Consider the following 14,160-nt stretch of genomic DNA (forward strand, 5'->3'; position numbering starts at 1 on the left):
ATGTATAGACGATTTGTAAAACGCCTCTTAGATTTTGTTGTGTCGCTCCTTGCCTTGGTCATTCTGATTCCTTTGATTCTTGTGATTGCTTGCTTAGTAGCGTTGAATTTGGGGACACCAGTCTTGTTTAGTCAAGAACGTCCTGGGAAGAATGAACGTATTTTTAAGATGTACAAATTCCGCACCATGACAAATGCGCGTGATCAAGCAGGGAACTTATTGCCAGACAGCCAACGACTGACACCCTTTGGAGCCTTTCTACGCTCAACCAGTCTAGACGAGCTTCCTGAACTGTGGAATATTGTAAAAGGAGACATGAGCCTTATCGGGCCACGGCCTCTCCTAGTAGAATATTTAGATTTATATACTAGTCATCAAAGAAAGCGACATTCTGTTCGTCCAGGATTGACAGGATTGGCACAGATTAGTGGTAGAAATGCCATCAGCTGGGAGGAAAAATTTGACTTTGATGTTCAATATGTGGAGTCGATTTCGTTTTGGAAAGATTGTCAGATTTTAATAAAGACAATATTGAAAGTCCTGGTGAGAGAAGGAATCCACTCAGCAAGTTCAGACACAATGGAAAAGTTTTATGGAAGTGAAAAATAAACAACTATTCATTATTGGTGCATCGGGTCATGGTAAGGTTGTTGCTGAAATTGCAAGCTTGAACGGCTATCAAGACATCTATTTCTTGGATGATTTTTCAAAAGAATGCCATCTTGGTCCCTGGTCGATAGTGGGGACGAGCCAGTATCCGATTCCTTCTGATGCTGCTGTCTTTGTAGCAATTGGTGACAATAAAATCCGTTCAAAAATTGTTCATCGTTTTAAAGACTGGGAGCAGCCTAGTCTTATCCATCCGCGGGCAATCGTGTCGCCAACAGTTAGCTTAGGTAAATCCTGTGTGGTAATGGCGAATGCAGTTCTTCAACCTAATGTCAAACTGGGAGATGGTTGCATAGTAAATACAGCAGCAAGCATTGATCATGATTGCAAATTAGGCGATTTTGTTCATATTTCTCCTGGGAGTCATCTTGCTGGTGGAGTGACCGTTGGTCAGCAGACATGGATAGGAATTGGTAGTTCTGTCATTCAGTCATTGTCAATATGTAAAGATGTCATTGTCGGCGCAGGCGGAGTTGTCATCCAATCCATCACTAGTTCTGGAACCTATGTTGGTAATCCTTGTAGAAAGATTCAGTAATGAAAATACTATACGTAACAACGATTTCAAATACATTAAACGCATTTCTAACCCCTCACATTGAGGAGTTGACAAAGGTTGGGCATGTGGTGGATATTGCTTGTAAAATCGAGCAACCCTTAAATCAAAATCTCTTAAAAAGTACTAGAAATTTTATTGAAATGCAGTTCAATAGGAGTCCTAGAAAGAACAACTTTTTAGGCTTGATTAGACAAATACGCAAACTAGTATTGCAAGAAGAGTATGATATTGTTCATACACACACACCGGTTGCATCAGTACTAGTTCGACTAGCTTGTAAGGGGATAGAAAAAACGAAAGTATTCTATACTGCACATGGCTTTCATTTTCTAAAAGGTGGCCCTCTATTTAATTGGCTGACCTACTATCCGATTGAAAAATTTCTCTCGCGCTATACAGACACCTTGATAACTATCAATAAGGAAGATTTTTCTATTGCTCAAAGAAAGTTTAAGATGAAGCATTTGTATTTGATTAATGGTGTGGGAGTTGATTTAGAGAAGTTTCATCCTGTTTCAGTTGATGAAAAATTGATTATCAAGAAACGATTGGGACTTGAAGTAGATAAGAAGTATTTGATTTGTATTGGAGAATTAAATACCAATAAAAATCAAATACTTTTGATCAACATGATGGAAGCAATTTCTAAACAAAGAGAGGATGTAGTTCTATTACTTGTTGGTAGTGGCCAACTTGAAAATAAACTTCAACAGTTAGTGATTGACAAAGGATTGGGGCAATTTATTCAATTATTAGGCTATCGCAAAGATATTGCAGATCTTTTAAGAGCTTCGGACCTTGCTTTATCTAGTTCAAAAAGAGAAGGGCTTCCGGTCAATCTAATTGAAGCAATGGCAACAGGTCTTCCTTTGATTGTCACAGATTGTAGAGGAAATCGAGATTTAGTAGAAAACAATCGTAATGGTTTTATCGTTCCTATAAATGATGAAATCGCATTTGTGAATTCGATCATAGAAATTTTTGAAGATAAGCAATTAATGTATCAAATGTCAAAAGAATCGCAAAAAATGGTGAAGAAATTTGACAAAGGATTGGTTGAAAATAGCATATTAGAAACATATTATTGATAGATAGATTCTATTGATGTAAAGAAGATGATAAAAAATGGAGAACGATGTGAATAAAGTTGTCTTACATATCTTGAGTTCAAATATTTTTTCAGGTGCTGAAAATGTAGTTTGTCAAATTATTAAGATGTTTCGGTCTCATTCAGAATATCGAATGGTCTACTGCAGTTTGGATGGGCCTATTAGAGAAAAATTAGAACAAGAAGGAATTGAGTTTGTTCCAATTGCTAAAAAAAGTGTTGGTGAGATACGACGTGTCATTGCTCAGGTAAAACCGACGATGATACATGCACATGATATGCGAGCGAGTTTTTTAACTTCTTTAGCCTGTAGGACTATTCCATTTGTTTGTCACATTCATAACAATGGATTTGATTCGAGAAAATTGAACCTCAAAGTCTTTTTGTTTGACTATGCATCAAAAAGAGCAAAGCATATCTTTTGGGTATCAGAAGCTGCTAAAGAAGGCTATTATTATAAAGAAAAAATTAGCCAGAAAAGTTCTGTTCTTTATAATGTGGTTGATCGACAGGAAATTATCAGAAAAGCGAAGCTGACAGAATCGGAGAGTCAATACGATGTCATTTACTTGGGGAGGCTATCTTTTGAAAAAAATCCCCTACGTTTCATTGACCTTCTATCAGAGCTTGTTAAGAAGGTGCCAACAATCAAGGCTGCAATCGTTGGAACGGGCTTATTGGAAGAAGAAGTTCGTCGAAAAATTGCTGAATATGGATTGGATGGAGCTATCGATATGTTAGGTTTTCAGACAAATCCCTATCCGATATTAAAAAGATCAAAGATTTTGGTTTTGACGTCTTTATGGGAAGGGTTACCTATGTGTGCATTAGAGGCACTTTCCTTGGGGATTCCTATTGTTAGTACCCCAACAGACGGCTTGTGTGAGTTAGTTCTTGAAGGGAAAACGGGGTATTTGTCGGATGAAAATTCTAAACTAGCAGATAGAATTTATCAGTTAATTAATGATGAAAATCTTTATCGTGAATTTAGCGTAAATAGTTTAGAACGTTCTAAAGAATTGCTCGATTTGGAACAGTTTAAAAATGTACTATCTGCTTATTATGAGTAAAGGTTTCGGTTTTTCCACACTTACAGGAAAGGATGATGACATGTATAAGTCAGATAAGTACAAGTTTGGTCTAGGGTTATTCTTTACATCATTGTTTGCTGTAACCCAGAATCAGTTTGTCATTCTCGCTTATTTTCTGGTCCTATTTTGTCAAGAATTTTACTACATGACAAAGTTTCGACATGATAAAATAATTCAGCAAATTTTGATGTCCATTCCATTGATGGGGATTACGGTGGTTCATGGATTTCCACTTGGAAACTTATATATTGCTTTCTTTGCTTTGTACTTACTGTTTATTTACCGAAAAATCGGTTTAAAGAAATCAAAGTTTTTCGTTTTTATTTTTTTTATTTATGCTGATTTACTAAGGTGGAGTATTTTTTCGGATGCGGGCTTTAATTCGGTTGGAATAACAAGTATTCCCATTCTCTATCTCTGTATTTTTGCAGGGATTTCCGCATTTGAAGAAACAAGTAGAAGTCAATTGGTGAATGCTTACATTCCTTCCTTCATTGAAGGTGTTGTGCTTTCTGTCTTATATGGTGTCATCACGCGATTTTTAGCAGGGGGCTTTGTAAACATATTTGTCAATACAAGTATTCTAAACCGTAATGAAGGAGCTAGTGGAGATCCAAACTATTTTGGCCTCTATATTTGTTTAGCTGTCGCTATGCTCATTCTGTTGATGATGGAGGAGAAGTCCTATTCGGCTTTAAACTATTTAAGTGCTTTTCTGCTTCTTCTATTTGGGCTTTCTTCATCCTCTAGAATGTTCTATATCATTGCCTTGGTTCTCATTATAATGTTATTGTTTGTGTTTGTTATTCAAATTTTTAAAGGCCTTATTCTTCCAAATGTATTTATTTTGCTTGTATTAGGTCTCGTTCTTTTTGTTGCAAAAGATATATTTTTTTCAAATATTAATTACCTTTTGACGCGGTTTGAAATGGACAATATTAGTCAATTAACAAGTGGTAGAAGTGATCTTTTAAGTTCATATGTAGAGTTTACCAATAGTGTTTGGATTAGGATGCTATTTGGAATTGGAATTGCTCAATACAATATTCGAAGCGGAATTGGAGCATATGCGCATAACATGTATATTGAATTCTATGTAACACTTGGTTTAATTGGAAGCATAGTATTATTAATAATAGGTATTATTTTTCTGTTAAATAACTTAATGAATAGAAATAGAAAATATTTTACAATATGGTCGCTATTACCACTTGCAATAATTGGAGTAGGTGGTTTCGGGGTCAACTTTTTAGAAGTAGATAGTTTTTATATGTTGATGTCCTTGGTTTTTGCTTCAGTAACTATTAACAATAAGGAGAAAAGAATAAATGAAATCAATTGGTTGGATGATTACCAGCTCAACTCAAAATATCGGAGATGATTTTCAATGTATTGCTGCTAGGCAGTTTGTTGGAGAAATTGCAGCAGATAAGTGGATTGATAGGGAGAGTATGAACCTTTATCGCGGAGAATCTCTTTCTATTATTGCAAACGGATGGTACATGCACGAGCCCCAAAATTGGCCACCATCATCAGACATCAATCCATTACTTACTTCTATTCATATTTCAAATACGATGCAGAAGAGCGGTCGAGTCCCAAGTCACTTTATGCTCTCAAAAGAGTCGGTTGATTATTTTAACCAGTTTAGTCCAGTAGGTGGTCGTGATACCTTTACAGCTAAGATGTTAGAAAAAGCTGGTGTATCGTCCTATTTTTCTGGTTGTTTGACAATGACACTTGAAGGATTTGGTAAGGAAAGAAAAGATTATATTTGCTTGATTGATCCTACCAAGGAGTTAGAAGAGTTTATTCGAAATCAAACTAAAAGAGAAGTTTTGGTTGTTCGACCTGAAAAAAATGATTGGCCCCAAAATTACGCTGAGCGGATTAAGCAGGCGGAAGAATTACTGAAAGTATATGGAGAGGCCCATATGGTTATTACTGGTCGACTGCATGGGGCACTCCCTTCATTGGCATTAGGGACTCCGGTTTTGCTTTTAGAAGGTAAATACGGCGATGAGCGATATGAAGGACTAAAATATTTTGTAAATGCATGTACATTACAAGAGCTATTTTCGGGAAACTATCCGCTTGATTTAGAAAAACCGTTGGAAAATCCCAAAGAGTATCTTGTTGTTCGAGACAATTTGAAAAAAATTGCTAGGGCATTTGCTAGTCACAAACTTGATACTATTGATTTTCACCAAATCGACCGAGAGAATCGAGCGGCCTTGGCTGAAGCGAGAGAACGTGTGATTCAGTTTCGTAAAGTACATAGATTAGAGCCAATTTGGTTTAGAGAGTTAAAGTCAAATATCCGCTATAAAGTTCGTTCTTTGGAAAATATTCGAAAAGGATAAGTGTATGAAGAAAACGACAGTTCTTCAGATTATTTCAGAGTTAGGAGACGGTGGTGTTGAGGCGATGTTAATGGACGCCTATCGAAACATTGACCATCGGAAGATTCGCTTTGTTTTCGTTGTACAGAGCAATCGCAGAAGATATGAAGATGAGATTACACATTTGGGTGGAGCCGTCCACCAAGTTTCTCCTTTGAAAGAAGTTGGTCTAGTTGCTTATATGCGGAGCATCATTTCTATTTGTAAAAAAGAGAAAGCGGATGTAGTCCATTGCCATAATTTAACGCAGAATCCTATCCTCTTGCTTGCGGCCAAACTAGCAGGTGTACAGTATAGAATTTCTCATTCCCATTTAACGACGGCATTTAGTAGAAAAATTGAAATGATGATGCCTATTTTCCGAACGCTGATTGCCTGGCTATCGACCGACTTATTGGCTTGTGGAAAAGAAGCGGGGAGATTTTTATATGGCAAGCGAATGTTCTTAACTATAAAGAATGCTATAGATATTGATAAATTTTTAGATGCCCCTCAACATAACATACACGAAGAATTGAATCTGAATCCTGATACCAAAGTTTTACTTCACGTGGGCAGACTGTCTCAACAAAAGAATCATGATTTTTTGGTTCAGGTGATGAAAAAAATCAGTTCCATTCGAAAGGATGTCGTTCTATTATGTTGTGGTAGTGGTCCAGATGAAGAAAGAGTTACGAATCAGATCAAAGAACAAAAACTAGAAGCATTCATGTTGCTGCTGGGGTCGCGTTCAGATATCCCTCAATTGATGAAGGCAGCTAATCTCTTGGTTTTACCATCTCTATATGAAGGTTTTCCAGTTACTTTAGTGGAGTCTCAAGCAAGTGGCATTCCAGCAATTGCTTCCGATAGGATTGATAGTGAAAGTGATTTAGGTCTTGGTCTTGTAGAATTTCTACCGGTCGATAGTGTTGATGAGTGGGTAAATAGCATTTTGTCATATCTGGACAATCCAAAAGCTAAAGTTAATGATAATCGGCTGAGAGAAACCTTAATTGAACAAGGATACAGTAGTAAACAAAATAGTCGGATTCTTGAGAAAATGTATTTGAAAAGTTGTAATTTTAGGAGGGAAGTATGAAGTATGATTTAGCTGCTTTCGTGAATTATTGTAAAATTCGATTTTTTTTCCAAAATAACTTGATAAGAAAAATTTCGGGGGATAAAAAATTCCTAAAACATCAATATATTACAATAGCTATCTCAACAAACGAACATTTTATAAAACAGACTCAAATTATGATCATGAGTTTAGAAAATATTGGTTGTTTTGTAAAACTATATATTTTGAATATTAATTTATCAGATGCCCTCATCCAATCTTTGAATAAAGTTGCTCCTGAAAATGTGGAAATTCTAGTTGTTTCGGTTGATGCTTGTAGTCTCTCCAACTTAAAAATTTCTAAAAAATGGCCAATAGAAGCGTGGGTTAGGGTATTAATACCCAAACTAGTTCCTGAGAAGAAGGTTCTTTATTTAGACGTTGATACTATTGTGGTAGATGAGCTGACATCTATTTTCAATTTATCTAGTAATCCGATTACAGGAGTTTTGTGTACCTATTATTTTAGACAAGGAATGCATGAATACCTGCCTCATGGAGTAAATAGTGGAGTTCTCATTTTAGATACTGAGGAATTATTGCATTTGAATTTTCCTGAGAAGGTTTTAGAATATGCAAAAAACAACGTAGAATTACTTCAAATGCCCGATCAGGATAGTATCAATGTGGTTTCGAGGGACTATATGAAAAACATTCCTCCGAGATATAATGTAATGAATTTCTTTTTTGCGTTGACGCATAAGAAAATATGCAAATATATAGGGAACGAGTTTTACTCGGAGAGTCAGTATAAGGAGGCGCTTTTCAATCCAGCTATCCTTCATTTTAATGGTGGCCCTTTTGCAAGACCCTGGTTGAAAAAAGGAATTAAACATCCCTATTATAAGGTATATAGGTATTATGAAGAAAAAGTCAATTTAGTAAATAGGAAAACATGAGAAAAGTTATGCCTTCAGTTTCTATAATAGTAATTGGTTACAATACCGAACAGTTTATCGAGGAATGTTTAAAATCGATAATGAATCAAACATTTCCTGATATAGAGATTATTTGTGTTGATGACGGTTCAACGGATAGTACGCTTTCTTTGATGCAACAGATGGCCTCGATAGATTCGCGAATCGTCGTCGTCCATCAAGAAAATAGTGGTCCGTTTGCAGCTCGAAACAAAGGAGTGGAACTTGCAAAAGGGAAATACATTGTTTTTGTGGATAGCGATGATTGGATTGATGTTGAATTAATTAATGATACATTCACCATAGCTGAAAAATATCAACTAAATATGGTTTTCTATGATTATGTAAAAGAACATATTCATGAAAATAGTATCGAACTCAACCCTTTACTCTTGCCGGAGAATCAAATGATTTTTAAAGAGGATATACAAAGAATTGTTTATCCGAAATGCATGCAAAATAGTAGTTTTAGTTCCCCGTGTAATAAAATGATTCGGCGAGAATTTTTGTTATCTCATCACCAGATTCAACAGACTAGTTTGAGATACGGAGAGGACTTATTGTTTTTGTTAGAACTATATCATCAGTTAGAAAAAACATATTATATCCCTCATGCCTATTATCATTATCGTATTCATTCAAGTGAATCTTTGAGTCAACGACATACAGAAAATGCATTTTTTGTCATTCATAAAAAACTTTATGAGGCTAGAGAACCATATGCCCAAGTTTGGGATGTAATGAGTGAATTATATGCAAATACAGTTTACTTAGGTCTAGCAGAGTTGTTTTTTGATGTAAAAAGAAAGCCAAATTTCACAACTTTAAATAAGTATTTTAAGGACCCTGTTTTTGTGAAGTCCATCAAAATGGTTGAGGATACGGACTTATTAAAAATTAGTAAATCATCAAAGGTAGTTTTATTTAAAAAAATAGTCAAATTATTACTTAAATGTTGGAATTTAAATATGATTGCTTCGAACAGTTAACGAGATAGTTTCTCGATTCATTAAAGGAGAAAACAGTAATTAATGGACAATAGAAAAAAAGGGGTCATTCTGTCTTATCTTTATCTGGTGATACAAACTGTAGTTAATCTTATCTATGTACCAATGGTGCTGAATTTATTAGGTAAGAGTGAGTATGGACTATACCAGTTGGTAGCTTCCGTATTTGCTTATATATCTATATTTGAAGCAAGTATATCAAGTGGAGTTTTGAGATATTACTGCAATGTAAATGTGAGTGGAGATACCAAGAAAAAAGAAAATATTCTTGCAATAGCAAGAATCATTTATCGCATTTTATCAGTAATTATTGTAGTGGTTGGTTTGGTAGGAATTCATTTCTTTCGAATATACTTTAAAAACTCGTTGACAGAAGCTGAATTAAATGAAAGCTCGATCATGTTGGTGATACTCATTATTAATATGATTGTTACAATGTCAAATGCGATTTACCTAGCAACTATAAATGCCCACGAACGATTCGCGGTATTAAAAATACTTGCCATTATTGTACAACTGATGCAACCAATCATTTGTGCATTTGTTTTGGTTAGATTCCCGTATGCTATGTCAATAACAGTTATTCAATTATTATTGAATTGTATGGTTTCTATCTATCGTTTTTATTACAGTAGAACAGTCTTGTCTGTTACTGTACGTCTTCATGAATTTGATTCAAATTTGGCTAAAAATATCATTTTATTTGCTAGCAGTATTCTTTTGGCTAGTATTGCAGATCAAATTTTTTGGAGGGCGGATCAAATACTTCTAGGTAAAATGTATAGTACTACTGTCGTTGCAGTATATTCAATTGGCGCTCAAATTTATACGAATTTTAGTTTTGTAGGAACAGCCATTTCTTCAGTATTTTTTCCGAAGTTAAGTTTCCTTTTTTCACAGAAAAATGGTATTGAAAAGATTTCGGAATTATTTATTCAGGTCGGGCGTATCTCATTTCAAGTGGTATTTTTGGTCTTAACTGCTTTCTATATTTTTGGTAAGGAGTTTATTAGTTTCTGGGTTGGAAAGTACTACATGGAGGCCTACTATATCGCTATGCTTATATTGGTGCCTTTTACAATTGACATAATTCAAAATCTAGGTCTATCCATTTTGCAAGTTGTCAATAAGTATAACTTTAGGGCGAAAATGTATTTCGTTTCTGCAATTGCGAATGTTTTTACGACATATTTCATGGCTCGCACTTGGGGTGGAATTGGTGCTGCTGCATCGACAGGTATGACAATGTTTGTTACAAGTGGTCTCATTCTAAATATTTATTATCAAAAGATAATAAAATTAAATGTAGTACTATTTTGGAAAAATATTTTATTGATTTTTGTTAAATTGTTGCCAGTTGTTGTGATTTCATATCTTGGGAATGAAATGATTCAACTACCAGAAACTGCTATCTTTCTCATAATAAAAATGTCCCTCTATTCCATCTTTTATTTCTCAGTTCTTTATTTACTTGTAATGAGTGATGAAGAAAAAAATATATTGAAAGGGATAGTTAGTAGTATCAAATTCCGACGATATAAATCCTAAAAAACACCGCTAGTCTTTCCCAAGTGGATGGGGGCTGGCGGTGTTTTTATTATAGATTATTTTTGGGTGAGTCGGTGGATGAGGCGGGCTAGAGAAAAGTTGGCTGGAAGGAGGTAGGCTTTGATATAGTAGCGATGCCAGGGGTATTCGTCTTTATAAAAGGTCGAGAGATACGGGTTCTTCCGATAGTTGAGGTCGTTCAGTTCTTGAACGGCATTTTTGTAGGTTTGATGGTCGTTGATTTTAACAGCTGTTGCAACCAGTTGCAGGAGATCTTCGATAACCTTAAAGGTAAAGTAGTCCTTGTATGCGGGATTTCGTTCTCCCATAATACGGTTGTTTTCTTTTGATTCGATATTAATTCGAGGGTTTGGTGTTGTACTGAGTGAGCCATCTCGTGAGCGGTATACATATAGTTTTTCAGGAACTGTAACAATTTTTTTTGCTTGAATCATCAATTCGAAAAAGATTCCTTCTCCCATGCCTGGTAAAAATGAAAATTGAATTTGGTCAATTAGTGCTTTAGAGACAATTCGACTAGTTGGTTGGGTATTATGATATATGTCTTTTAATTGAGGTTTGCCATTGATTGGTTTGTACCAAACGGATTTTTTTTGTCCGTTAGAAGAAAATGTATCCGTATCACACAAGACAATATCAGCGGATTCTTCAATTGCCTTTTGATACAGTTTTTCGAACATTTCAGGTTTGACATAGTCATCCGAATCAACAAATGCTAGAAAATCCCCTTGAGCTTGCTGTATTCCAAGATTTCTAGCTAAACCAACTCCAGAATTTTCTTCCAAAGCAATCACCTGGATGCGATCGTCTATTGCAGCTTGCTGGTTCATTATGGTTAATGATTGATCTCTTGAAGCGTCATCTACAAGTATGATTTGTATATCTTGAAGTGTCTGATTTCGAAGTGAGAGGATACATTCTTCCAAGTAGGGTTCGGTATTGTAAACTGGTACAATGATTGAGACTTTTGACATGTTTTTTCCTCTTTTCATTCGGGTTTTCTTGTATTATATCACATGAAAAAAGAACATAGCTTTTAAATGAATTGAGGAGCGAAAATTACTTTTATTATATTTTTTCAAGCCTTAATGGTATAATGAGGTGCTAAGGAACAGACGTTTCAAAACAAAAAATGGGGGATAAAGATGGACAAGGAGCTTAGTTTAATTGCGATAGTAAAATTAGTAAAAGAGAAGTTGAGATGGATTGTCTTGACGATTGTAGTTTTTGTTGTGGCAGCTGTCTTCTACAGTACAGCAGTTGCAAAACCCTTATATAGCTCTTCAGCTGAGTTGTTGGTTAGTCCAAAGGCAACGGATAATCTTCAGTTGACCTTGAACCAGTTGCAAACCAACTCAAAGTTGATTCAGACATATGAAAGTATCATCTTTTCGGACGATATTTTGACATTGGTAAATAGTGAGGTTTCAACTTCCTATTCGAACCAAGAACTTAGAAATAAAATCAAGGTTGTGACAGAGGATGAATCACAAACTTTTGCGATTAGTGTTACAGATACTTCTCCAGAAACTGCTGCCGAGATTGCAAATACTGTGTCAGCGATTTTTCAATCTAAACTGGATGATTATTATTCTTCAAACCTAGAAATCAAAGTAATATCAGCTGCCAAGCCTTCAACGAATCAAGTTTCGCCAATTATTTCACGAAATATCTTTTTTGCAGCAGTATTGGCAACTGTGGTCAGTTCTTTTGTTATTATTTTGCTTGAGTTGTTGAGTCCAACGATAAAGGGGACGGCTATTCTATCAACTTTTTCTTGGTTGGAATTAGGAAATGTAAGTCTTTCACCTCTTCAAATGGAGGTAAGGGGTGCAACAAAGGAACATCCAAAATCAGGCTTATTCAATAAAAAATCAACTCAAAAATCTATTTCATTGGACAATATTGAAGGGATAAAAACCAAGTTACAGACGCAACTAGATAAGAATGCTGTAAAGACCTTTTTGATTAGTTCGGCTGAAAGTGGGACAGGAAAGACAACTCTTGCAATGTATCTGGCAAATAGTCTTGCAAATAATGGGAAAAAAGTGTTGTTGGTAGATGCCAATCTTCGAAATCCATCACTCGATCGGATTTACAAACTGTCAAATAAGGTAGGTTTATTTAGTTACTTGCAAAATGGAGGGGAACTTGGGATCCAAGCTATTCAAGGATCTTCTTTATTTGTTTTACCAAGTGGGCCAAAGTTTTCAGCAGTTTCTCAGATTTTGACTTCTGAGAAGTTACCAACCTTGTTGGCGGATTTAGAGAAGCATTTTGATGTGATTCTCTTTGATTCTGCAGCTTTAAATGGTGTACCAGATGCTCAGATTTTGGCTACAAAAATTCGAAACCTTGTCATGCTTGTCAAACAAGATGGAACACGGATTGATGACTTAATTGAAGCGAATCGTTTTCTGGAAAGTTATCAAATTGAAGTACTAGGCTATGTCTTTGATGGTACTGTCCGTGAAAGAGAAGGCGCCCTCCAGCAGTTGTTTTATAAAGTGAACTAGGGGAGGACTTATGAAAGAAAGAGACAGCAAGCAGTGGGATCTATTTTTCTTTTATCTCAGTCTTATTATCTACCCGTTTAATGTCTTGCTTTCTGCTGTTTTGAGAACAACTGGTTTTGATTTTTTTGCATCAAAAACCATTTTTGTCTGCTATGGAATCGTTTATCTTGTTTTCTTTTTCATTCTTTTCCGCTATCCCATATCCTTGAAGCGACTTTCCAGTATGTTTTTCATCTATTTGGTCTATTATATTTTTTATTTAACTAGTCCAACTGAAATGAAATACCGTTATTTGGATGTGGATATGGTTATGATTTATCTGTTCTATCTTCCCTATTCGGTGCTAATACTATCTAGAATACAGGATATTTCTCAACTATTCACAAATAGTATCGTTGAATATTTCAACGGCTTTCTGATTATCGCCTCTTTTCTGGTGAAATTTATATTAAAAGATCAGACAGGTTATATGGTCTATTCCTATAATCTCTTGCCAATTTGGATTTTATTTTCATTTCGAATGATTCAAAAACCAAACCTTGTTCGATTAGCAATATTCGGAATTTTGGTACTGGAAGGTGTAATCTATGGTGCTCGTGGGCCGTTGATTTGGTTATTCATCAGTTTAATTACCTACGCTATCTTGCATTGGATCGAGAATCAAGTACAGATTCGGCTTTCTATTCGATCAATTCAATCTGGCTTAATGATTTTTTTGGGGACAGTTGGCTTTTTCTTTGTTCTCTATCAAATACTCTCAAGTTTAAATATTGCTCAAAGTTATATTTTGAATCGTATTGAAACAGGTGTTTTGGTGCAAAGTACTGGCCGTGATAGCATGATTGATATTGCAGTGCAATATATTTTTGAGGAGATGGGTTTAAAAATCAATGGAGTTTTCTTCGATCGTACGCTGATGCCTGGCAATGTCTATGTTCACAATTTATTTTTGGAAATAGTACTTTCCTTTGGTTGGTTGTTTGGGATTCTCTTGCTTATTTTGTTAATGTATTTTATTATCATAACTTTTAAGGGATCCTCAATCTCAAATAAAAAGGTTGTTGTTTTTTTAAGCTCTACCTTTTTCTTGAAATACCTTTTGACAGGAAGCGTTTTTGAAGATTATACATTTATTATTTACCTTGCATTGATGTTCTCAGTCTATAAGCAAAATAAACCTGATAAATTGGTTGTATATGAAATGAAAAGATAAAAAAATA

The 14,160-nt window shown here is 35.2% G+C and carries 13 protein-coding genes; 12 read left to right on the top strand and 1 reads right to left on the bottom strand.

All coding sequences use genetic code 11. From position 1 onward, the window contains the following. Genes PXH68_RS04035 through PXH68_RS04080 form a run of 10 tightly spaced genes read left to right on the top strand, consistent with a single transcriptional unit; the run spans position 1 to position 10,403 of the window. A complete protein-coding gene (locus tag PXH68_RS04035) occupies positions 1-609 on the top strand; it encodes a sugar transferase (RefSeq protein WP_248028036.1) in 609 nt (202 codons plus the stop codon). Then, complete coding sequence (locus PXH68_RS04040; RefSeq protein WP_248028034.1) at positions 593-1,207, top strand: acetyltransferase; 615 nt, start codon at positions 593-595, stop codon at positions 1,205-1,207. Before PXH68_RS04035 ends, PXH68_RS04040 begins: the two co-directional genes overlap by 17 nt. Next, a complete protein-coding gene (locus tag PXH68_RS04045; protein WP_248028032.1) occupies positions 1,207-2,316 on the top strand; it encodes a glycosyltransferase family 4 protein in 1,110 nt (369 codons plus the stop codon). Before PXH68_RS04040 ends, PXH68_RS04045 begins: the two co-directional genes overlap by 1 nt. Before the next feature lie 49 nt (positions 2,317-2,365). Then, entirely contained in the window at positions 2,366-3,406 is a 1,041-nt protein-coding gene (locus PXH68_RS04050; protein WP_248028030.1) for a glycosyltransferase, read from the top strand. Then, positions 3,399-4,808: a hypothetical protein gene (locus tag PXH68_RS04055; protein WP_316715925.1), complete on the top strand. Its 1,410-nt coding sequence runs from the start codon at positions 3,399-3,401 to the stop codon at positions 4,806-4,808. Before PXH68_RS04050 ends, PXH68_RS04055 begins: the two co-directional genes overlap by 8 nt. Continuing rightward, complete coding sequence (locus PXH68_RS04060) at positions 4,756-5,790, top strand: polysaccharide pyruvyl transferase family protein (RefSeq protein WP_248028026.1); 1,035 nt, start codon at positions 4,756-4,758, stop codon at positions 5,788-5,790. Before PXH68_RS04055 ends, PXH68_RS04060 begins: the two co-directional genes overlap by 53 nt. 4 nt (positions 5,791-5,794) lie before the next feature. Beyond that, on the top strand, positions 5,795-6,910 hold the full coding sequence (locus PXH68_RS04065; protein WP_316715926.1) for a glycosyltransferase: 1,116 nt from the start codon (positions 5,795-5,797) through the stop codon (positions 6,908-6,910). Beyond that, a complete protein-coding gene (locus PXH68_RS04070; protein ID WP_248028024.1) occupies positions 6,907-7,830 on the top strand; it encodes a glycosyltransferase family 8 protein in 924 nt (307 codons plus the stop codon). Before PXH68_RS04065 ends, PXH68_RS04070 begins: the two co-directional genes overlap by 4 nt. Then, the gene (locus PXH68_RS04075; RefSeq protein WP_248028022.1) at positions 7,827-8,837 is read left to right on the top strand and encodes a glycosyltransferase family 2 protein; all 1,011 of its coding nucleotides are present in this window, start codon (positions 7,827-7,829) and stop codon (positions 8,835-8,837) included. Before PXH68_RS04070 ends, PXH68_RS04075 begins: the two co-directional genes overlap by 4 nt. Before the next feature lie 42 nt (positions 8,838-8,879). Continuing rightward, positions 8,880-10,403, top strand: a complete 1,524-nt coding sequence (locus PXH68_RS04080) for an oligosaccharide flippase family protein (RefSeq protein WP_248028020.1) — start codon at positions 8,880-8,882, stop codon at positions 10,401-10,403. 56 nt (positions 10,404-10,459) lie between these two features. On the opposite strand, the gene PXH68_RS04085 is transcribed toward PXH68_RS04080, so the two are convergent. Then, the gene (locus PXH68_RS04085) at positions 10,460-11,398 is read right to left on the bottom strand and encodes a glycosyltransferase family 2 protein (protein ID WP_187321592.1); all 939 of its coding nucleotides are present in this window, start codon (positions 11,396-11,398) and stop codon (positions 10,460-10,462) included. 171 nt (positions 11,399-11,569) lie between these two features. On the opposite strand from PXH68_RS04085, the gene PXH68_RS04090 reads away from it, so the two are divergent. Both PXH68_RS04090 and PXH68_RS04095 read left to right on the top strand, forming a co-directional pair. After that, positions 11,570-12,940, top strand: a complete 1,371-nt coding sequence (locus PXH68_RS04090) for a tyrosine-protein kinase domain-containing protein (RefSeq protein WP_248028018.1) — start codon at positions 11,570-11,572, stop codon at positions 12,938-12,940. A 10-nt stretch (positions 12,941-12,950) separates the two neighbouring features. Beyond that, complete coding sequence (locus PXH68_RS04095) at positions 12,951-14,153, top strand: hypothetical protein (RefSeq protein ID WP_248028016.1); 1,203 nt, start codon at positions 12,951-12,953, stop codon at positions 14,151-14,153. Positions 14,154-14,160 lie beyond the last annotated feature (7 nt).

Source organism: Streptococcus sp. 29896 (assembly GCF_032594915.1).
In the GTDB taxonomy this organism is placed as follows: domain Bacteria; phylum Bacillota; class Bacilli; order Lactobacillales; family Streptococcaceae; genus Streptococcus; species Streptococcus suivaginalis.